Source organism: Haloferax sp. ATB1 (assembly GCF_000730175.1).
Genome location: NZ_JPES01000036.1, coordinates 14,207 through 35,462, shown reverse-complemented (window position 1 = coordinate 35,462; position 21,256 = coordinate 14,207). Strand labels below are relative to the sequence as shown.

The following is a 21,256-nucleotide window of genomic DNA, read 5'->3' as shown; positions in this document are numbered from 1 at the left end:
GCTGAGCGCCGCGCTGCTCGTCCACGCGCCGACGCCGGAGTTCTACCACAACCTCCGGGTCGACCTCTCCGCCGAACCGGTGGCCGACCTGCGCGACCTGCTCGCGGAGGCGCGGCGCGCGAAAGACCAGATTCGCCGCGAGACGGACGCGCAGTTCGGCGACTACCCCGACGAGATTCTCGACTTCGGCGTCAAGTACTGACCCGACATCGGGGGCAAAAAAAGGACCGCGCGGGCGGCGTCAGTCCGAGTCGGCCGGACTGGTCTCCGCGCGCTTCGACGGCGTGATAAACGAGTCGCGCTGGCTCATCTCCTCGTCCGATAGGTGACAGGAGATGTAGTGGTCGCCGCCGTCGACCGCTTCGAGTTCCGGGAGGTCCCGCTCGCAGACGTCGCCGATTTTCTTCGGGCAGCGCGTCTGGAACGGACAGCCCGACGGCGGGTTGATGGGGCTCGGAACGCTCCCTTCGAGGAGGATGCGGTCCGTCTCGCGGTCCGGGTTCGCGTGGGGGACCGCGGACAGGAGGCTCTCCGTGTAGGGGTGGAACGGCGGCGAGAACACCTGTTCGATGCTCCCGAACTCCGCTATCTTCCCGAGGTACATCACGGCCACGCGGTCGCAGATGTGCCGGATGACGCCGATGTTGTGCGAGATGAACAGGAACGAGATGTTCTCGTCGTCCTGAATCTCGTTCAGGAGGTTGAGAATCTGCGCCTGCACGCTCACGTCGAGCGCCGACACGGGCTCGTCGCAGACGATGAGCTTCGGTTCGACCGCGAGCGCGTGCGCGATGGCGACGCGCTGTTGTTGGCCGCCGGAGAACTCGTGGGGGTACTTGCTCGCGGCGGCCCGCGAGAGGCCGACGCGTTCGAGCAGGTCGCCCACGCGTTCGCGCTTTTCCTCGCCGGTGGCGATGCCGTGTTTCTCCATCGCGCGACCGACGATTTGGCCGACGGTCTTCCGCGGGTTGAGCGAGCTCTGGGGGTCCTGGAATATCATCTGCATCTCGCGGCGCAGACTCCGAATCTCCGAGGAGCCGAGCTCGTGGAGCGGCTGGCCCTCGAAGTACACCTCGCCGTCGGTCGGTTCGAGGAGGCGGAGCGCGGTGCGAGCGACCGTGGACTTCCCGCAGCCGGACTCGCCGACGAGCCCGACGGTCTCGCCGGGGTAGACGTCGAAGCTCACGTCGTCGACGGCCTTGACGTGCCGCCGCTCGACGGTCGGCAGGCCGCCGCCCTCCCACGAGAGGTGGACGTTGCCGAAGACGCCCTCGCCGGCGTCGAAGTACTTCTTCAGGTTCCGCACCTCGAACAGCGGCTCGCCGGTGCGGTCGATGTCGCGGCGGCCGGTCCCCGCTTCGGGGACCGTGCTCTCCGAGAGGTCGAGGTCGTCGGCGTGGAGACACGCCGCGCGAGAGGAGTCGTCGCCGACGGCGTCGAGCGACGGGTCGCCGCCGGTCCGGCACGCTTCGGTGGCGTGGGGACACCGCGGCGCGAAGTTACAGCCGCTCGGGAGGTTCCCGAGGTCGGGCATCGCGCCGTCGAGCGTCGGTAGTTCGTCGTAGTCGGTGTCGACCTCCGGGATGGAGTCGATGAGCGCGCGGGTGTAGGGGTGCCGCGGCCGGTCGAACAGGTCGCCGAGTTCGGCCGTCTCCACGAGGTTCCCGGCGTACATGACGCCGACGTGGTCACACGTCTGGGCGACGACGCCGAGATTGTGGGTGATCATCAGCACGGCCGTCCCCTCGCGCTCCTGCATCTCGTTGAGCAGGTCGAGAATCTTCGCCTGCGTCGTCACGTCGAGTGCGGTGGTCGGCTCGTCGGCGATGATGAGGTCCGGCTCGCAGGAGAAGCCGATGGCGACGAGGACGCGCTGGCGCATCCCCCCGGAGAACTCGTGAGGGTAGTCGTCGATGCGCTCTTCGGCGTCCGGGATGCCGACGTCGTCCATCGATTCGACGGCGAGCTGGCGTGCCTCTGACTTGGAGACGTCCTGATGGCGGCGAATCGTCTCCGTGATCTGCTCGCCGACGGTCATCACCGGGTTGAGCGACGACATCGGGTCCTGCGGAATCATCGCGATGCGGTTGCCGCGGATGTCGCGCATCTCGGCTTCCGTCTTCTGCAGGAGGTCTTCCCCGTTGAAGACGACCTGCCCGCCGGTGATTTCGCCGGGCGAGTCGATGAGTCGCATGAGGGAGCGAGCAGTCACGGACTTGCCCGCGCCCGACTCGCCGACGAGACCCATGGTCTCGCCGCGGTCGAGCGAGAACGACACCTCGTTGGAGGCGACGATGGGGCCGCCCTCGGTGTGGAACTCGGTTCTGAGTCCGCGCACGTCGAGCAGCGGGCCGTCGTCGGCCTCGGCGTCGGTCGCGGTGGTGGGAGCGCTCATTCTATCGCCTCCACTTTGGGGTCGAGCACGTCACGCAGTCCGTCGCCGAGCATGTTGAACCCGACGACGGCGATGCCGATAGCCAGCGCGGGGAACAGCAACATCCACGGCGCGGTCTCCATGAAGCCGCGGCCGGTGTTAATCATCAGCCCCCACGACGGCCGCGGGGGTTGCGCGCCGAGGCCGAGGAACGACAGGCTCGCCTCCGCGAGGATGGCGAACGAGACGTTCAGCGACCCCTGCACCAGCATGGGAGCCATACAGTTCGGGAACACCTCGCTGAAGACGATGCGCGAGTCGCTCTCGCCGCGGGCGATGGCGGCCTCGACGTACGCCTCGTTGCGTTCGGCCAGCGCCGCGCTCCGCGAGACGCGGGCGATGTACGGCGTGTAGACGAACGCCAGCGCGATGATGACGTTACTCAACTCCGGGCCGAGAACGACGAGGAGCGTGAGCGCGAGCAACACCGGCGGGAACGCCATCGCGGCGTCCATGACGCGCATCAGTATCTCGTCGGTCAGGCCACCGGCGTAACCGGCGACGACGCCGATGACCGCCCCGACGGCGAGCGCGCCGGAGATAGCGCCGAAGCCGACGTACAGCGAGATGCGGCTCCCCATGACGACGCGGCTGAAGATGTCGCGGCCGAGGTCGTCGGTGCCGAACGGGTGTTCGACCGACGGGGCCTGCGAGCGGTCTTCGATGTTCGTCTGCTCGATGGGGTACGGCGCGATGAGCGGCGCGAAGATGGCGACGAGCACGAGCATCACCACGATGGAAAAGCCGAGCATCGCCTTCGTGTTACTGCGGAACTTCCGGACGAACCGGGCGATACGGTCGCGCTGTGACTGCGTGATGGTGAACCGACCGCGGTCGGTCTCCTGTTCGGTCGCCATCAGTCGTCACCTCCGTAGCGGATACGGGGGTCGAAGTACGCGTACAGCAGGTCTGCGGCGAAGTTCGAGAACATGTAGATGAGTGCGACCACGAGGATACAGCCCTGAATCAGGGGGATGTCGCGGCTCTGAATCGCGGTCAGCGTCAACCGACCGATGCCGGGCCAGAAGAACACCTCTTCGAGCACGACGACCCCGCCGAACGCGTAGCTGAACTGGAACGCGATGACCGTGATGACGGGGATGATTGCGTTCTTGAGCGCGTGCCTGAGGACGATGACCCGTTGGCTCATCCCCTTCGCACGCGCGAGATTGATGTACTCCTCGCTGAGCACCTCCAGCATCGACGACCGGGTCATCCGCATGATGTAGGCGGTGAGCGCGAAGCCCATCGCCCCCGCGGGGAGGACGAGTCGCGTGAGCGACCCGACGAGGTCCTCGCTCGGGGAGACGTACCCCCCGGTCGGAAAGAGGTTCAGCCAGACGGCGAACACCAGGATGAACACCAGCCCCCACAGGAAGATGGGCATCGAGATGCCGACGAAGGCGAACATCGAGGCGCTCACGTCGGGCGCTTCGTTCTGGTTGACGGCGGCGTAGACGCCGAGCGGGACCGACAGCACGACGGCGATGAGCGTCGCGGCGACCGCGAGCATCATCGACCGCGGCAGGCGCTCGGCGATGAGCTGTGCCACGGGCTCGCCGAACCGGAGTGATTCGCCCATGTTCCCTTGGAGGAGCCCGACGACCCAGTCGATGTACTGCACGTACAGCGGGCGGTTGAGTCCCAGTTGGGTTTGGAGCGCTTCGAGCGATTGTTCGGTCGCGTTGGGGCCCAAGATGAGCAGGGCCACGTCACCGGGCAGGATGTTGGTGACGGCGAAGGCGATGAGCGTGACGAAGAACAGCGTCACCGCCATGAACCCGACGCGCCGAAAGACGTAGTTGTACATCGACATTGTGTGGAATCTCTGTTAGCGGTCGAGCCAGTTGTCGCCGAACTGCAGCGTCGACCCGTCGGGTGCGCCGATGTCGCCTTTGTACTGCGAGGCGGCCCCGTAGAGACTCGGCTGCCACCACAGGAAGAGGTGGCCGGCGCGCTCCTCGTGGAGAATCTCCGTCGCCTGGTGGTAGAGGTCGGCGCGCTCCTGTTCGTCGTAGATGGTGCGCGCCTCCTCGACGAGCGCGTTGTAGTCCTCGTTCACCCAGTTGGTGAAGAAGAACGCCCCGTTGGGGTGCAGGAACTTGTAGAACGACACGTCGGGGTACCAGAGCGCGAGGTAGGAACTCGTCGTCGCCTGGAAGTCGCGGTTGGAGTAGACGTCGGAGAGCCACGTACTCCACGTGATCTGCTGGATTTCGAGGTTAATTCCGACCTCGGCGGCGTCGGCGGCGATGACCTCCGCGGCCTGCACCTGCGTCGGGTAGGACTGCGGAATCTTGAACGTCGCCGTGAAGCCGTCGGACATGCCGGCGGCGTCGAGGTGTTCCTGTGCCTTGTCGAGGTCACGTGGGCGCGGTTCGATGTCCGGGTTGACCCACGGACTGCCGGGCGTCGCCGGGGACGCGGTGGTCTGACCGGTGCCGTAGAGGGCCGCCTCGGCGACCTTCTCCTTGTCGATGGTGTAGTCGAGCGCGAGGCGGGCGTCCTTGTTGTCGAACGGAGCCACGTCGCAGTTCAAGCCGAGGTAGACGAGCGATTTCGGGAACTGCTTCTCGAATCGAACGTCGGGGGCCTGCTCGACGCGGGAGACGTCCTTCGGCGCGATACCGTTGATGAAGTCGTACTCGCCGGCGAGGAACGACTGGAGGCGGACGCTCGGGTCCGGAACCTCGCTCTTGACGATGGTGTCGATGAACGGGCCGTCCTCGTCGGACGCGCCCCAGTAGTCCTCGTTCCGCGACATCGTGAACGAGGTCTCGATTTCGCGGCTCTCGAACACGTACGGGCCGGTCCCGATGGGCTCTTCGACCATGTCCTTCTCGGCGTTCTCGGCGGGCATGACCGACAGCTCCGCCGTCGCCATCTTCGCGAGGAACGGCGCGAAGGGCTCGGTGAGTTGGACTTCGAAGGTGTAGTCGTCGGGGGCGCGAAGCTCCTCGACGTAGTCGAAGAAGCCGGTGGCGAGGTAGTCGCCGTTCTGGACGCGCTCGTAGCTCGCCAGCACGTCCTCGGAGGTCATCTCCTTGCCGTTGTGGAAGGTGACGCCCTGCCGGAGGTTGAACGTCAGGAGCGTGTTGTCGTCGGACTGCTCCATCGACTCCGCGAGGTGCGGCTGGATGGAGTAGTCGTCCTGCAGCGCGACGACTTCCTCGTAGATGTTCTCCAGAACGCGCTTCGAGGCCGCCGAAGTGTCGATGTGCGGGTCGAGGCCCTGCACCGGCACCGCGCCGCCCCACTGGAGCGTGCCGCCCTGCTTCCCGCCGCTCGCGGCGGTCGTGTCAGTGCTTTCGGTGTCGCCGCCCTCGTCCGTGGAACCCGAGTCTTCGGTCGTGCTGTCGTCCGAACCGCCGCCCGTACATCCGGCGAGCGCCACCGCACCGGTCGTCGCCGCCGCCCCGAGGAAAGTGCGGCGGTCGAAACGACTGCGACGCGTACCGTCGCCGATGCTGTCGGAGGAGTCGCTCCCCTTGCCATTCTCTTGCATACAGTCGCTCCAATCCGCTACTGTGTGATAAAAATTGTGGTTGTGTGAGTACAATCACCATATCGAGACGGAGAAAATGTAATATCAGATACCGTTTCGAGCGCCGAGCACGAGTGAACTGTCGAATGACCAATTTCGTCTCGTCTCTAACCGAGATTGCTCCACGAATGTCAACCCACCTCGTCGCAAACGATGGCCGACATCGGCGCCCCGCTGGGCCCACATCAGCGTCCCGCAGGTCACCCGTGGGCGACCGAACCGTTGCCGACGCGCGTCCTCGAACGACATGGCGGTGGGTAGAGTCCCAGAACGCACATCCAGCGCGCCGTACCTGCTGATTTCGGGGAGTTCGCGGCCGCTCGATACTGTCACGCATGTGACCGAATTCCAAACAGTAAAATAGGGTTAGTCACGAATCCGGGAACCATGCGAGTCAATCAGCAGCGACTCCGCAGCGACATCGAGTCGAACGCGGAGTTCGGGGCCGTCCCGACGGACGAGGGTCGGGGACGGACGGTCCTGACCGGCAGCGAGGCGGACCGGCGGGCGAGAGAGTTCTTCTGCGAACGCCTCCGGGACGCCGGTCTCTCCATCACTATCGACGAGGTCGGCAACATCGTCGGTCGATGGGAGCCAGAGAGCGCGGACCCCGGCGCGGCCCCCGTCGCCACGGGAAGCCACCTCGATTCGGTCCCCGAGGGCGGCATCTTCGACGGCCCGCTCGGCGTCTACGCGGGGCTGGAGAGCGTCCGCGCGATGCAGGACGCCGGAGTCGAACCCGTCCGACCCGTCGAGGTCGTCAACTTCACCGAGGAGGAGGGCCAGCGGTTCGGCGGCGGCCTCATCGGGTCGGCGGTCGCCGTCGGCGAGTTGGGCGTCGAAGAGGCCCTCGACATCGAGGACGCCGACGGGATTCCGCTCGGCGACGCTCTCGCTGACATCGGCTACCGGGGCGACGGGCGCGTCGACGCCGCGGACTGGGATGCGTGGATAGAACTCCATATCGAGCAGTCCGAGCGCCTCGAAGACGCGGCGGTCCCCGCCGGCGTCGTCACGAGCATCGTCGGCCTCTCGCGCTGTGCCGTCGAAATCACGGGCGAAGCCGACCACGCCGGGTCGACGCTCATGGACGACCGCTCGGACGCGCTCGCCGCCGCCAGCGAGTTCGTCCTCGACGTCGAGCGCGCGACGAACGAACGCAACGAGGTCTCGGAGACCGCAGTCGGAACCGTCGGCAAACTGGAAGTCTCGCCGAACGCGCCCAACGTCATCGCCGGGAAAGTCGACCTGACCGTCGATATCCGCGACGTGGCGTACGACTCCATCGAGTACGTCATCGACGAGGCGGAGGCGAGTCTCGACCGCATCGAGGCCGAGCGCCCGGTCGAGGCCGCGCTCTCGCACCCATGGGACCGCAAGCCCGTCGAGATGAGCGAGCGCTGCCGCGCCGCGCTCCATGACGCCGGGACCGATGCCGACCTCGACACCCTCGACCTCCACTCCGGGGCCGGCCACGACACCATGCACGTCGCGGCCGTCACCGACGCCGCGCTGCTCTTTGCCCCCTCCCGCGACGGCATCTCGCACAACCCCCGCGAGTGGACCGACTGGGAGGACTGCGCCGACGCGACCCGCGTGCTCGCCGGCGCGCTCGCCGACCTCGCGACCGAGTGACGAGACCGCCCGGCCGACGACTGCTGTTCTCGGTTCCGCCCTTCGCGGACCCGCGCTATCGGTGAGTTCAAATCGACTGCCACCCGTTACTCCGCGACGACTGCGCCGTCGAAACGCCCCTAGGGCGAAGTAGGAATATCTCGTTAGAGCCATCGACGCCCGTCTTTACTCGCGATTCGACGCGAGGTGACCTGCTCGAAATACCGCGATGTTTGTATAATGAGAACACGAGACCTAAGTAGTCGTTTTTAACTGTTTCAGCGCCTGTATAGATAGTATGTGCAGTTAGAACCCTCCGAATCACGCCACATATCGGCAATATCTGCGAAGTTCGCGCTCGTACAGAAGTGATCGTTCGTCAAATACAAACACATATGGCATCGGGGCTTCGAACTGGACTATGGCAGACGAACACACGACCGGTTCGCCGCGGACGCTGAAGACGGTGTCTCGTGCGTTCGATGTCGTTCGGGCGCTCGAGGAGTTGGACGGCGCGCGAGTGACGGAGTTGGCGAATCATCTCGACCTCTCGAAGAGCGTCGTCTACAACTACCTGAGCACGCTCCGGGCCGAGAAGTTCGTCGTAAAGGAAGAAGACACCTACCGGTTGTCCCTGCAGTTCCTCCTCGTGGGCGAGTACGTCCGGTACCAGAACATCCTCTACCGCATCGGCAAGCCCGAAATCGAGGAACTCGCGGAGAAGACCGGCGAGTACGCGCATCTGGCGACCGAGCAGCATGGGCTGGGCGTCAACCTCTACAAGGTGAGCGGCGAGAAGGCCGTCGGGAGCGACTATCAGGTGAACAAACTCCAGCGCGCCGACTACCTCCACTTCTCGGCGACGGGCAAAGCCATTCTCGCACACCTCCCGAAGGAACGCGTCGAGTGGATTATCGACCAGTACGGCCTGCCGGGCAAGACCGAGGCGACCATCACGACCCGCGAGGAACTCTTCGAGGAGTTGGAGACGATTCGCGACCGGGGCTACTCGCTCAACGACGAAGAGGAGATAAAGGGCCTGCAGGCCATCGGCGCGCCAGTGACGAACCGCCACGGGCGCGTCCTCGGCTCAATCAGCGTCTCCGGTCCCGTCCGTCGGATGAAACAGCCGGAGTACCACGAACAGCTCATCGAGAGCGTCGTCAACACCGCCAACGTCATCGAGGTCAACGTCAACATGGAGGAGTCCGACGACGACTTCCCGACGTTCAGTTAGTCGAGCCGCATTACCCCCAACACAGCCACGATACCACCTCACGTCGGCCGCGCCCCGGCACGGTTCACAAACGGAGAACCAGCGGTCTCGGCCGAGTCGCGGGCGGGTCGGCGGCCACCGACGATACGAGCAGTGAGGCCGAACGGCTGTCCCGTCCCCGAATCTCGGCGACGTGCTGTTGAAGTCGCGCTCGGACCATCGATACGGCTCGTCGGCCGAGATTGATGGTTTCGAACGTCGGACGGTCAACACACCCCGAAAAGTTGCGAGAACGGAACATCAGAGAGGCAACAGACAACGATGAACATCGTGAAGTATTGACCATATATGAACACAGAACGGATAACAGTTAGAGAAGATTCAACGATACATCACACCACAGCTAGTTCTGTGTATTTCTAGTCGCAGCCGATACGCCTCACCGAAGGAGCCGGCGACGACTAACGCCCGTCAGACGACCCGAAATAGATTACAAAATTACCAGTGTAATGTTGTCTGGTACGCCTATCGCAGGCCGGGTGTCCTTCGCGGACGACTGAACCGGTCTGAACAAGTCGACGATAGGGAGTCGCTCCGTACCCACAATGAGGCGAGGTGGCGAGACCCGTCTGAGACAGTCGCCTGACCAAATCAATAATTCAATTGGCTTGCAATAACAGAGAACTCCGAATCGGTTGTCGGCTGTAACCGATATTTACTCGTGAGCAAGATTCGACATCTTTCTACTCAAACATCGCCCGTTGAGCCCACTAAATCCTATAAACCAACTACAATTTGTAAAAATTGTAGAAATTGTATAATTTCGGTGTTTTCGTGACTACTCCTAAACAGCCGGGGTAAGCCACCGTAATTGAAAGAAAAATACAATAATATTCCGTGGTGAGCTGATGATTCTCGAGGGCGAGTCGCTCTCATTCCGGGTCCACAGTACTGTCGGCGTCGTCAGGTTCGGGGTCGAGCGGTCGTCGGACCACCAGCACCGGGCCGACTGTCTGCTCGGCGACTCGGTCGGAGGTCTCGCCGAACAGTCGGCCACGGAGCGTGGGTTTCTCCTCGCCCATCACGACCACGTCGTGGTTGTCCGCGCCCTCGATGAGCGCCTGGAGCGGATTCTGTGCGACGACGACGACGCGCGAGACGTGCTCGCGGTTGACCCCGAGAACGGCCAGGTCGTTCGCGACCTCGTCGAGGAGGGCTTCGCCCTCCGGAACCGCGCCGTCGTCCTGAACGGCTTGGAACAGGGTGAGTTCGACGTCTCCGCGTTTTCCGACGGCCGCGGCGACTTTGGTAATCGTGTCGAGGTTGATAGCCTCCTTTATCGGAACGATGACGCGGTCGATGGTCGGAGCGGGGTTCGAGAGCAACACCGCATCGCACTCCGCCTCCGTGGCGATGCGCTCTGTCGTCTGGTCCAGGTCGTGGGTGAACACGAGCCGCGTCTCGACGGCCGCACCGGCGGATTCGAACACCGAGACGAGTTCGTCGAGTTCCTCGCGAGCCTTCGGCTCGAACTGCTCTCTCGCCTGTTCGGGGGCCGTCTGCTCGGGTATCTCGTGGTACGCGAGCAGGACGACCGTCGTCTCCGAGAGGAGGTGAACCAGTTGGTCGGGAATCACCTGCCCCTCCAGCACCGCGACGGGGACGAGCACGCGAACGTTGGGGGAGTCACGCATCGGTGCTCACCCCCTTCAGGCGTACGTCGCGGGCGTATGCGAAGTACCACACCAGCGCGGCGAGCGCGACGACGACGCCCACCGCCTGCGAGAGCGGTTGCATGAATGCGACGAGGCTGAAACTCGCGAGCGCTCCGAGCACGGGGACGGCCGGGTAGCCGGGGACGCGGAACGACGGGTCGTACCACATGGGATTCGACCGACGGAGGACGACGAGCGCCACGCAGATGAGCCCGTAGGTGACGAGGTGCAGGAACGACGCGACCTCGGCGAGCACCTCCGTCCGGCCGACGGCGACGAGGACAACCGTCGGCCCGCCGACCAGCGCGAGCGCGATGTGGGGCGTCCCGTACCGGAGGTTGATTCGCGCGAGTTGCGGCGGGACCAACGCGTCGCGGCTGAGCGCGTAGAGGGCGCGCGACGAACTGAGAATCGAGGCGTTCGCGCTCGATACCGTCGCCAAGAGCCCGGCGAGGAGGATGGCGACCGCGCCGGGGAACCCGAGGTACGAGCGGGCGACCTCGACGATGGCCGTCTCGCCGAAGTCGGCGAGTCTGGCGCTCCCGAACGCGCCCGTCGAGACGAGAATGGTCACGACGTACAGCACTCCGACGACGACCACGGACCCGACCATCGCAAGCGGGAGGTTCCGGCCGGGCTTCGTTATCTCGCCCGCGACCGTCGCCACCTGCGCGAACCCGAGGTACGAGGTGAACACGAGCGCCGCCGTGGTGAAGATGCTGAGCGTCCCGTAGGGCATGAACTCCTCGGGGACGGTCTGACGGCCGAACAGCCCGAGCGTGTCGAGCGAGCCGTAGACGAGGAACACGAGGAGGATGCCGAGGAGCAGGCTCACGATGCCGTTTTGCAACTTCGTCGCGTTCTCGGTCCCGAACATGCTGAGGGCCGTCAGGAGAAGCCCGAAGCTGACGCCGAGCACTGCCACGAGCAGTTGGGAGTCGGAAATCATCGACATCATCCCCAGCTCCGCCAGCACGGCGATGGCGTACTGCGCGAACCCGACGAGGTAGAACGCCGAGGCGAAGACGAGTCCCAGCCAGAGACCGATGCCGACGACCGCGCCGAACGCCGACCCCATGCCGCGGGAGATGAAGTAGTACGCGCCGCCGCTTTTCGGCATCGCCGTGGCCAACTCCGAGGTCGGGAGCGCGACCAACAGCGCGATGACCGCCCCGAGCGCGAACGAGATCGCGGCCGCGGGCCCCGCCTGCCCGGCGGCGAGGCCGGGAAAGACGAAGATACCCGCGCCGACCATCGTCCCGATGCCGATTGCCAACCCGCCGCGAAGACCGATCGTCCGCTCCAACTCGGTCCCGCTTTCGAGGACCGTCACCTCGTCGGCCGCGGCACCGACGTCGACTGCCGGGTCCGCGTCGCCGACCCCCGGCCCGTCGTCAGGCGGGTCCGCCCCGAGCACCGAACCGCCGTCGTTTCCATCCGACATTGTAGTTACCTTTTGTTGCGTCTCCCCAATATATCTATTACCCGTCATATTGAGGGCGGTCGGGTTGGGCGGCGGGTTCGATTCCCCCACCGTCACGCCGTCGGGCCCCGGGAGAGAAAGTGTTAATCCGTCCGCGACACGCCCTGCATGCAGAACGATGGCGCACGGAACGCGACGCGGCGACCGGTTCGGGCGGGGTGAGCCGCGGTGAACTGGTCCCGAAAGTCACTCGACGAACTCGAAGCGTTCTACTGGGAGACGATAGCGCCCGCGATGGACCGCGACGGGATGGACCCGACGCGAGACGTGCCGACCTACGCGTGGCTGACCGAACGCGGCTGGTCGGGCATCGCCTACGCGCTCCGCGAGAAACACGACCTCACGCCGCGGGAGTTCTTCGTCGGCGTCGTCGGCCTCGGCGACGAGGACGCCGACGAGGGCTACGACTGGGGCATCGACGACGACCGCACGGTCGAGGCGTTCGAGTCCTACCTCGACATGCTCGAATCGCGGCGCGGCCTCGCGGACTCGACGTTGCCGACCCGCCGGACTCACCTCGCGCGGTTCGCCCGTGTCTACCGGGACCAACACGGTTCGGCCGACCTGCTCTCACGACTGGACGACCGCGACGCCGAACCCGACGAGATAGACCGCTGTCTCGCGGTCCTCGACGAGTTCGACGCCGAACTCGCCACCGACGGGACGAAGCTCAAATACCTCCAGACGGTCCGGTCGTTCTACGAGTACCTCGTGGACTTCCGGCGCGCGCGGTACAATCCCGTCGAGAACGCCGCGAAGCAGTTCCGCTGGGAACAGGAGCAACCCGACAACCGCACGATGACCGCGGACCAAGTGAGCGACGTGTACGCCGTCGCCGACGACCTCGAAGACCGGCTTCTCGTCCTCGGACTCGCCGGGTGGGGGCTCCGACCGAACGAACTCGCATCGCTCCGCGCGTCGCAACTCGTCCTCTCCGGTGACGACCCGCACATCGCGTTCGAAGCGCGGAAGAACGGACCGGGGACCGTCGCGCTCCTCTACGGCGTCGACGCCGTCGCCGCCCGCATCGACGCGCTCGCCGAGGAGGACGACTGGAACGGCGCGCTGTTTCCCTCTTCGCGGGCCGCCTCGGGCCACATCGCCCGCGAGACGGTCAACCGGCGGTTCAAGCGCCTCGCCGACGAGGCGGGCGTGACCGTCGACGGTGAGGTCCCGACCGCGAAGCTCTGTCGGCGCTTCTGGTACACCGCCTATCAGGCGGCGGTCGACGAAATGCTCGCCCAGTTGGAGGGCGTCGCCGCCGACCAGGGGTCGAAGAGCGCCGGCGTCGTCATGTCGAACTACCTCTCCGAAGAGCGCCGGCGGTCCTTCCGCCGGCAGGCGATGCGCGAGACGCTGGCCGACGTGTTCGAGTCGACCGGCGAGTCTGTGTCCGCCGGAGAACAGATAGCGCAGTAGCTGTCGTTACGTGATGCGGCGAGGCCAAGCGACTTCCGATCTCCTGACGAACGGACGAATGAACTGTATGTCGCTATACACAAGGTAGTCACGTTCGTCCCAGCTCGGAGGGAGTTGACAGAACTGTCACTTTTTCTCGAATTCAAAACGTGATATCGGGTACATTGGCCCCAGAGTGTCGAAACGATGGTTTCGGTGGAGTCTCAGCAAAACACTAGATAAGTAATCCAAAAGCGAAAAGCGACCGCCCGGGTTCGCCGCGGAGCGGTCCAATTTTCCCGATTCGTGAACAGAATTATTAGATAGTAGACACGAGTGGGAGTATGGAAAGCCTCAGCCCTCCAATCGAACGCTCGCGGCGACGGCAGTACAGCCTCGTCGGCGGCCTCGTCGCGGCGGCGTTCGTCTCGTGGAGCTATCTGGACGGACGGTCGGCGATGTCGCTGACCGCGGTGTTCTTCGCCGGACTCGTCGTCGGCGCGGTGGCGAAGCGACGGCACGGGACGGCGACCGGCGTCGGTGTTCGGACGGGACTCATCGGCGGCCTTCCCATTCTCTGGGTACTGTTCGACGTGCTCGCGTTCGCGACCGGACTGTCCGGTCCGACGTGGTTCGTCGTCGCTGGCTGGCTGATGGCGCTCGGCGGAGTCGCCACGGTCGGCCTGCTCGGGTTCGGTCTGTCGGCGCTCCTCGGCGGCGCGGGCGCGAAGGTCGGTGCGGCGTTGACGACGTACGACCCGCCGTCACCGACGGCGACGAACGAATAACTGCGCCGGCGAGCGCGAACCCACAATCGTCCCGAGTCCGTACGAGAGAATAGTCCGGGAGTGAACCCGGCGTCAGCGCTGTTCGCGCGCGGCTTCGACCGACGCGAAGAAGCCGAAGTACGCGACGACGCCCGCACCCAGACAGAGGTAAAAGGCCCACTGCGGCCCGTCGACTACGTCGAACAGGACCGAAACGACCGTCACCCACGCCAGGGCGAACAGCAGGTCGGTCAGCATTCCCGAGCGGTGTTCGCGCACGTGGGTTCGAATCGTTTCCGCGAGGCTCATCGGCGGGCCACCCCGTCGGGAGTCGCGGGTGGCGTGGTCGTCCTCGCGTGGGTCGTCTCCGTCCTCGCGTGGGTCGCGTCGTACATGCGTTACGCTTCCGCTTCCGCTTCTGTTTCCGCTTCCTTTTCGTGGACGTCGACGACGAGCACCGGAAGTCGAGTCCGCCGCAGGACGCGTTCGGTCACGCTTCCGAGGACGACCCGGGAGAGCCCAGAACGGCCGTGCGAGCCCATCACGACGAGGTCGATGTCGTTGTCCTCGACGAACTTCCTGATAGCTCGCGCCGGTTCGCCCGGGACGACGTGTTCGCGGACGGCCAGTCCGTGTTCGGCGGCGACGTCGGCGACGTAGCCCGTCGCCTTGTCGGCCGCCTCCTTCACTTCGGGCATGTCGTCGAGGCGGCCCTGTCGGATGCGGTCGACCTGTTCAGTTCCCAGCGAGTAGCTGGTGGCGTCGACGTCGACGACGTACAGCGCGTGAACCGTCGCCCCGTACTTCGACGCGATGTCGACCGCTTGTTCGACGGCGTACTCCGCCGCGTCGCTTCCGTCAGTCGGAATGAGGATATGTTCGTACATTGGTTAGTCGTCCGCGGGGGACTGGCCCCCGTCGGCATTCATGACCACGTCTTCTGCGGACTGTTGCTGACCCATCGGTTCGGGGCTGTGACACTGCCGAACCATCTTCTTGATTCGCTCCGGCGGTTCGTCCGTCGCCATCGAGACGGCGATGGTGATGACGAACACCAGCGGCGTGCCGACGAGTGCCGCGCCGATGGCCGGCACGAACTCGGCGAAGAGGTCGCTGAAGTGGAAGATGAGGTCGTTGACCACCGCGGCGATCCAGAGCACGAGGCCGACGCTCATACCCGCGAGCGCGCCCTGACGGTTGGTGTTCTCCCACCAGAGACCGAGGAAGAACATCGGGAACAGCACGATGGCCGCGAGCGAGAACGCGAGCGCGACCAGTTCGCCGACGAGCGCGGGCGGGTCGAACGCGGTTATCGTCACGATGACACCGAGCGCGACGATAGTCGCCCGACCGACGAACACCTGCTGGCGCTGGGTCGCGTCGGGGTTGATGATGTTCGTGTAGATGTCGTGGGAGACGGCGGACGAGGCGGTGATGAACAGCCCCGCCGTCGTCGCGATGGCGGCGGCGATGCCGCCGGCGGCCACGAGGCCGACGAACCACGTCGGCAGGTTCGAAAGCTGCGCCGCGAGCACGACGATGAGGTCGCCCTCACCGCCGCTCATGCCGCCGTTGGCCGCGAACGTCGGGCCGTACTGGGAGGCGTCGTAGAGGTCGACACCGAAGGCCGCCAGCGCCGGGGCGCTCCAGTACAGGAGCAGGATGAAAAACAGCCCCCAGACGGTCGACTGGCGCGCCGTCTTTTCGTTTTCGACGGTGTAGAACCGCACCAGCACGTGTGGGAGGCCGCAGGTCCCGAAGATGAGCGAGAACGCCGTGGCGATCCAGAGGTAGAACCCCGCGTTGGCGAACGGTTCGGAGAACTCGGCCGACAGCTCGCCGATGAGCTGGCCGTATTCGATTTGCGGGAGGACGGTCGAGTAGCCGCCGGTGAACCCGACGACGTAGACGGCCGTCAGGAACGCGACGATGAGGATGACGTACTGGACGGCCATGTTCTTGGTCGCGCCCATCATGCCGGAGATGGTCAGGTAGCCGACCGTAATCGCCATCATGACGACGACCATCGTGACGTAGTCGGTCCCGAACACGTACAGCCCGACGAGGCCCATCCCGCGGGCCTGTCCGACCGAGTAGACGAACCCGATGAGGATGGTCGTCAGCGCGCCGATCGCCCGCGCCGTATCGGAGTTGAATCGGTCGCCGACGAAGTCGGGTGCCGTGTACTTCCCGAACCGACGCATCTGCGCGGCCAGGAAGATGAGGAGGACGAAGTACCCGGCCGTCCAGCCGATGATGAACGCGAGCCCGTAGAAGCCCGCGAGGGCGACCAATCCCGCTAACCCGAGGTACGAGCCGCCGACATCCAGTTCGCGCCGATTGCCATCCCGTTTTCGACGTTTCCGATCGACCGACCGGCGACCCACATCCCCTCCGTGTCGGCGACTTTGAACACGTAGCCGATGGCGAGGAACAGAGCCAACATCCCGACGACCATGATGGCCGGCACGAGTTTGAACGAGATGTTGAGCGCCTCGGGGAGCAGGTCGCCCGACTGGAGGAGCACGCTCGCAGTCATTCGACGCTCCCTCCGTCGGTGACGGCGGCCTCGCTCTCACTCTTCGAGCGCGACTTCGAGGCCGCGTGGTCGATGCCGTACCGCCTGTCGAGTTGGTCGCGCTTGCGGGAGTAGACGAACGCGAGGACGAGCGAACTGGTCGGCGACAACACGGCGACGAGGAAGTAGTGCGCCGGGAAGCCGATGACCGGAAGCTCCGCGGTCATCGTCGCCGGTGCGAAGTAGGTGAGCACCGGCGGTCCGAACGTGAGGAGCGCCCACGCGATGAATCCGGCCCAGATTATTTTCAGGTGGTCTCGCATGAACGGGGTGCTCGGTTTCAGCAGGTTCACCTCCCTCGACAGGTAGTCTACCTCGTCGTGTTCGGGAGCTGTGCTCCGGTCGGTGTTCGCGGCGTGTGAGTCAATTTCTGACTCGGTTGATTCGCGTGACATAGATTGTTGGTCGTCTCGTAGTTACACTCGATACGGGCGGCCGAAGGGGGCCGCTCAGTCGCTCTGTGCGCGGACTTTCGCTTCTATCTTCTCGACGATTTCGGGGTTCCGGAGCGTCGAGGTGTTACCCAGCTCCGCGCCGTTCGCCACGTCTTCGAGCAGGCGGCGCATGATTTTGCCCGAGCGCGTCTTCGGCAGTTCCGGCGTGAACACGACCTGTTCGGGTCTGGCGATGGGCCCGATGGCGTCCTCGACGCCCTCGATAATGCGCGCGCGGAGGTCTTCCCCCTCCTCGTACCCGTCTTCGGTGATGACGTAGGCGTAGACGGCCTCGCCTTTCACCTCGTGGTTGCCGCCGACGACCGCCGCCTCGGCGACGCCTTCGACGCCGACGATGGCCGACTCGATTTCCATCGTTCCGAGGCGGTGGCCCGAGACGTTGATAACGTCGTCCACCCGCCCGAGCACGGTGATGTAGCCGTCGTCGTCCACTTTCGCGCCGTCCTCGGGGAAGTACACCCAGTCGTCGGGGTCGTCGCTGTCGGTGTCGGAGTACTCCTCCCAGTACTCGGAGATGTAGCGCTCGTCGTTCTTGTAGAGCGTCCGGAGCATCCCCGGCCACGGCTTGTTCACCGTGAGATAGCCCGCGCGACCGGGTTCTACTTCGTCGCCGTTGGTGTCGACGATTTGGGCGTCGATACCCGGCAGCGGCGGCCCGGCGGACCCGGGTTTCATGTTCTTGACACCCGGGAGGGTCGTAATCATCATGCCGCCGGTCTCGGTCTGCCACCACGTGTCTACCACCGGACAGTTCTCGTTGCCGATGTGCTCGTAGTACCACTTCCACGCGCGCGGGTTGATAGGTTCGCCGACGGTCCCGAGCAGGCGGAGACTCGACAGGTCGTGCTGTTCGGGGTACTTGCTTCCCCATTTCATGAACGCGCGAATCGCCGTCGGGGCCGTGTAGAACACGTCGACGGCGTACTTCTCGACGATGTCCCACATCCGGTCGCGGTTCGGGAAGTCGGGCGTCCCCTCGTACATCACCGTCGTCGTCCCGAGCGCCAGCGGGCCATAGACGATGTAGGAGTGACCCGTAATCCAGCCGATGTCGGCCGAACACCAGTAGGTGTCTTCCTTCTCGATATCGAGGACGGCGTGGGAGGTCCACGTCGCGTAGGAGAGATACCCCCCGGTGGTGTGTTTGACACCCTTCGGTTGCCCCGTCGTTCCCGAAGTGTACATCAGGAACAGCATGTCTTCGGCGTCGCGTTCGACGGGCTCGACGCGCTCGCCGCGCTGTTCGTCGAGGAGGTCGTCCCAGTCGTGCTGGTTACCCTTCAGGTCGTGGCCGAAGCCGTCGTCGCCGAGGCGGTCGACGACGACCGTCGCGTCGACGCCGTGGTCGACGCTGTCGAGTCCCTCGTTGGTTTTGTCGAGGTGGTCGAGCGGGTCGCCGCGGCGGTAGTAGCCGTCGCAGGTGACGAGGAACCGGGAGTCGGCGGCGTTCATCCGGGTCGCCAGCGCCTCGGCGGAGAAACCGGCGAAGACGACGTTGTGGGGCGCGCCGATGCGGGCGCAGGCCAGCATGGCGATGGGGAGTTCCGGAACCATCGGCATGTAGAGCGTGACTACGTCGTCTTCCTCGACGCCGAGGTCACGCAGGGCCGCCGCGAATTCGTTGACCTCGCGGTAGAGGTCCTGATACGTGTACGTTCGCGTCTCACCGTGTTCGCCCTCCCACTTGATGGCGACGCGGTTCTTGTCCCCGTTTTCGACGTGGCGGTCCACGCAGTTGTGACAGGCGTTCAGTTCGCCGCCGGTGAACCACTCGTAGAACGGCGGGTTCGAGTCGTCCAGCACCTCGTCGTAGTCGGCGTCCCAATCGAGCAAGTCGGCGGCCCGCTCCCAGCACTCGGGCCAGTTCTCCTCGAACTCGTCGTAGATGCCGGCGTCCGAGACGTTCGCTTGTGCGACGAACTCCTCGGAGGGTTCGAACTCGTCTTGTTCTTCCAGCCGTGCCTCCAGTTCGGTGTCACCCTGTGCCATATGTCGTGTTAACGAGCCTCCACAAGGGGCATAAGTAGGGTAACTAATTATCGAAAGTTAACATCATGATTATGAATAACAGTCTAAACGCGGTATGGTAGGCCCAAGAAAGGAATACAGACGGAATAAACTACTGTCTGAATTTATTAGTAATAGTTCAGTTAATAATGAACGTTCGTGTGCTAATCGGTCGCACGCCTAAGGGTTTAGGGTCGAAGCGTGTTCGTCGCTGTCGTCGTCGAAGAACGCAGTCATGAGTTTCTGCTGTGCGGTTCGGAGATGCTGGTGGAGCGTCGGCGACGAGATGTCTATCGAATCCGCGAGGTCTTCGGCGGTACTACCGCGGGGCCACTCGAAGTACCCGGCGAGATAGGCCGCTCGCAGGACGGACTGCTGCTTGTCTGTGAGTCGCGCCACGAGCGACTCCCGAAAGTCGGCGGTGTTTCGCGTGGGCCGTTCGACCTCCTGTTTCGAGACGAGTTCGGTAGCGGGATACGCGTCGGTCAGGTCGGACAGCACGTCTCGGAGCGGCGCTTCGTTCGAAAATTCGCCGACGAGACGGGCCACGCCGCCCTCCGCGACGAACCGCGAGACGGTTCCGTCGTAGGACGTGAGCGTCGTAATCGTCGACCCCGCGGAGAGCGCGACTTCGAGGAGTGACTCCGTCCCTCGGTCGCGAATGAGGCGGATGTGCTCGACGGCGTCCGTCGTTTGCAACTTGTCGAACACCGCGTCCGTCGTCGCCCCCCGAACGGTGAGAAAGCACAGCAACGACCGCTCCTCGATAGGAACGACGCCGCGGAGACGAACCGAACAACCAAGGTCCGCGGAGAGTCCGACGAGCACGTCCTGTTGGTCCGATGATTCGAACTCCAGTTGAACGACGGTGTCGGCGAGGAGTAGCTTCCGACGCTCCGCGGCGGCGATTGCCTGTCCGACGTGGCGACCCAGCGTCACCAGCACGTCCGCCTCGGCGGCGGGGACCGCTTCGTCATCGAGCGCGACGTAGAGCGCGCCGTAGGCGGTTTCGCCGTGTACCAGCGGGACGACAGCGAGGCGGCCGCTCTCGGAGTTCGGCGGCAGGTCGATACGCACGGTCTGCACGGCACCGGTATCGCACGCGCGTCGAGCGAAATCCGTGTCTCGACTGGCGAGCGACCGGCGGACCGCTTCGAGCGATTCCTCGTCGAGTCCGGCGACGGTGAGCGACGCTCGCGCATCGGTTTCGTCCGACGCTATCCAAGCGAAACGGTAGTGGCTCGAATCGGCGAGTCCATCACAGACGGCCTGTTCGACCTCGCCTCGCGTGTTCACCCCCGAGAGTGCCGACCCGACGCTTCGGGCGGTTTCGACGACCTGACGCACTCGGTCGGATTCACCGCCCGCGGGACGCTCGACGCTGTCGACGGCATCCGGCGACAGCGCATCGAGCACCTCGTCTTCGCTCGGTTCGTCGAGGAGCGGCGCGAGACTCTCGATTCGGTCCCACCCGCCGATTCGCATGACGACGCTCGGCGGGACGCCGTCACCGAGCATCGTTCGGGCGAAGTGCCGACGCAGGTCACGGGTCGAAACGTCCGCCAACCCCTCGCGACCGGTTCGTTCGGCGGCCCGCGTTCCGACCGATGCCACGAGCATCTGCAGACGCCGCGGCGTGACCGGAAGCACTCGTTCAGTCTCGTCGATGTCGGTCGTCGTGACGTACTTGCGAACGTCGTGTTCGACCTCGGTCGGCAAGTACGCCTCCCGGCCGTCGGTCGGAACGGCGAGGAAGTAGAACTCCGTCCCCCGGTGTCGCCGCTGGGTCACGTGGGAAGGTTCGAACTGACTCATCTCGGCCGGCGTGAGTCCGACTTCCGCGCCGAGTCGAAGCACGAGGTCCTCGCGGTACGTCTCGGTCGACCGACGCAGTTGCTCGTACCCACCCGCAGACAACGGCGTCGGTTCGGAGTCTCCACCCGGCATTCGTTTCGGAATAATATCGAAGAGCGAACTAAATCTTCCGGTGGAAGGAGAACGGATACACAGAGAAGCCAGTGGAGAGGAAAGAACACCACTCACCG

Annotated in this window: 15 protein-coding genes and 2 pseudogenes; 5 read left to right on the top strand and 12 right to left on the bottom strand. The window is 64.8% G+C overall.

Annotated features, from left to right (window positions below):
* A pseudogene (locus tag ATB1_RS05910) lies at positions 1-202 on the top strand (DUF1028 domain-containing protein); the annotation flags it as partial.
* 39 nt (positions 203-241) lie between these two features.
* Here the strand turns inward: ATB1_RS05910 and ATB1_RS05905 are convergent.
* Genes ATB1_RS05905 through ATB1_RS05890 form a run of 4 tightly spaced genes read right to left on the bottom strand, consistent with a single transcriptional unit; the run spans position 242 to position 5,939 of the window.
* Positions 242-2,395: an ABC transporter ATP-binding protein gene (locus tag ATB1_RS05905; protein WP_042662670.1), complete on the bottom strand. Its 2,154-nt coding sequence runs from the start codon at positions 2,393-2,395 to the stop codon at positions 242-244.
* On the bottom strand, positions 2,392-3,291 hold the full coding sequence (locus ATB1_RS05900) for an ABC transporter permease (RefSeq protein WP_042662669.1): 900 nt from the start codon (positions 3,289-3,291) through the stop codon (positions 2,392-2,394). Before ATB1_RS05900 ends, ATB1_RS05905 begins: the two co-directional genes overlap by 4 nt.
* Positions 3,291-4,250 carry an ABC transporter permease gene (locus ATB1_RS05895; RefSeq protein WP_042662668.1) on the bottom strand — a complete coding sequence of 320 codons (960 nt, stop codon included), beginning with the start codon at positions 4,248-4,250 and terminating at the stop codon, positions 3,291-3,293. Before ATB1_RS05895 ends, ATB1_RS05900 begins: the two co-directional genes overlap by 1 nt.
* 15 nt (positions 4,251-4,265) lie before the next feature.
* On the bottom strand, positions 4,266-5,939 hold the full coding sequence (locus tag ATB1_RS05890) for an ABC transporter substrate-binding protein (RefSeq protein WP_042662667.1): 1,674 nt from the start codon (positions 5,937-5,939) through the stop codon (positions 4,266-4,268).
* Positions 5,940-6,365: 426 nt separating this feature from the next.
* On the opposite strand from ATB1_RS05890, the gene ATB1_RS05885 reads away from it, so the two are divergent.
* Complete coding sequence (locus tag ATB1_RS05885; protein ID WP_042662666.1) at positions 6,366-7,613, top strand: Zn-dependent hydrolase; 1,248 nt, start codon at positions 6,366-6,368, stop codon at positions 7,611-7,613.
* Positions 7,614-8,013: 400 nt separating this feature from the next.
* Positions 8,014-8,829, top strand: coding sequence for an IclR family transcriptional regulator (locus ATB1_RS05880; protein WP_004043255.1), 816 nt, complete (start codon positions 8,014-8,016; stop codon positions 8,827-8,829).
* A gap of 911 nt (positions 8,830-9,740) precedes the next feature.
* Here the strand turns inward: ATB1_RS05880 and ATB1_RS05875 are convergent.
* Both ATB1_RS05875 and ATB1_RS05870 read right to left on the bottom strand, forming a co-directional pair.
* Complete coding sequence (locus ATB1_RS05875) at positions 9,741-10,502, bottom strand: universal stress protein (RefSeq protein WP_042662665.1); 762 nt, start codon at positions 10,500-10,502, stop codon at positions 9,741-9,743.
* Positions 10,495-11,967, bottom strand: coding sequence for an APC family permease (locus tag ATB1_RS05870; RefSeq protein ID WP_042662664.1), 1,473 nt, complete (start codon positions 11,965-11,967; stop codon positions 10,495-10,497). The genes ATB1_RS05875 and ATB1_RS05870 overlap by 8 nt, the downstream gene beginning before the upstream one ends.
* A gap of 207 nt (positions 11,968-12,174) precedes the next feature.
* Here ATB1_RS05870 and ATB1_RS05865 point away from each other — a divergent pair, with 207 nt between their 5' ends.
* Both ATB1_RS05865 and ATB1_RS05860 read left to right on the top strand, forming a co-directional pair.
* Positions 12,175-13,425, top strand: a complete 1,251-nt coding sequence (locus ATB1_RS05865; RefSeq protein WP_042662663.1) for a tyrosine-type recombinase/integrase — start codon at positions 12,175-12,177, stop codon at positions 13,423-13,425.
* A gap of 323 nt (positions 13,426-13,748) precedes the next feature.
* Complete coding sequence (locus tag ATB1_RS05860) at positions 13,749-14,192, top strand: DUF5518 domain-containing protein (RefSeq protein ID WP_042662662.1); 444 nt, start codon at positions 13,749-13,751, stop codon at positions 14,190-14,192.
* A 72-nt stretch (positions 14,193-14,264) separates the two neighbouring features.
* Here ATB1_RS05860 and ATB1_RS05855 read toward each other — a convergent pair whose 3' ends face one another.
* From ATB1_RS05855 to ATB1_RS05830, 6 genes and pseudogenes are all read right to left on the bottom strand, one after another.
* Positions 14,265-14,480 (bottom strand): hypothetical protein, encoded by a 216-nt coding sequence (locus ATB1_RS05855; protein WP_042662661.1) that lies wholly within the window; start codon positions 14,478-14,480, stop codon positions 14,265-14,267.
* A gap of 89 nt (positions 14,481-14,569) precedes the next feature.
* Positions 14,570-15,058 carry a universal stress protein gene (locus ATB1_RS05850; RefSeq protein ID WP_042662660.1) on the bottom strand — a complete coding sequence of 163 codons (489 nt, stop codon included), beginning with the start codon at positions 15,056-15,058 and terminating at the stop codon, positions 14,570-14,572.
* Between the two features lie 3 nt (positions 15,059-15,061).
* A pseudogene (locus ATB1_RS05845) lies at positions 15,062-16,710 on the bottom strand (VC_2705 family sodium/solute symporter).
* Positions 16,707-17,144 carry a DUF4212 domain-containing protein gene (locus ATB1_RS05840; protein WP_042662659.1) on the bottom strand — a complete coding sequence of 146 codons (438 nt, stop codon included), beginning with the start codon at positions 17,142-17,144 and terminating at the stop codon, positions 16,707-16,709. Before ATB1_RS05840 ends, ATB1_RS05845 begins: the two are co-directional and overlap by 4 nt.
* Before the next feature lie 54 nt (positions 17,145-17,198).
* Positions 17,199-19,193 carry an acetate--CoA ligase gene (acs, locus tag ATB1_RS05835; protein ID WP_042662658.1) on the bottom strand — a complete coding sequence of 665 codons (1,995 nt, stop codon included), beginning with the start codon at positions 19,191-19,193 and terminating at the stop codon, positions 17,199-17,201.
* 198 nt (positions 19,194-19,391) lie between these two features.
* The gene (locus ATB1_RS05830; RefSeq protein ID WP_042662657.1) at positions 19,392-21,158 is read right to left on the bottom strand and encodes a bacterio-opsin activator domain-containing protein; all 1,767 of its coding nucleotides are present in this window, start codon (positions 21,156-21,158) and stop codon (positions 19,392-19,394) included.
* Positions 21,159-21,256: the final 98 nt, after the last annotated feature.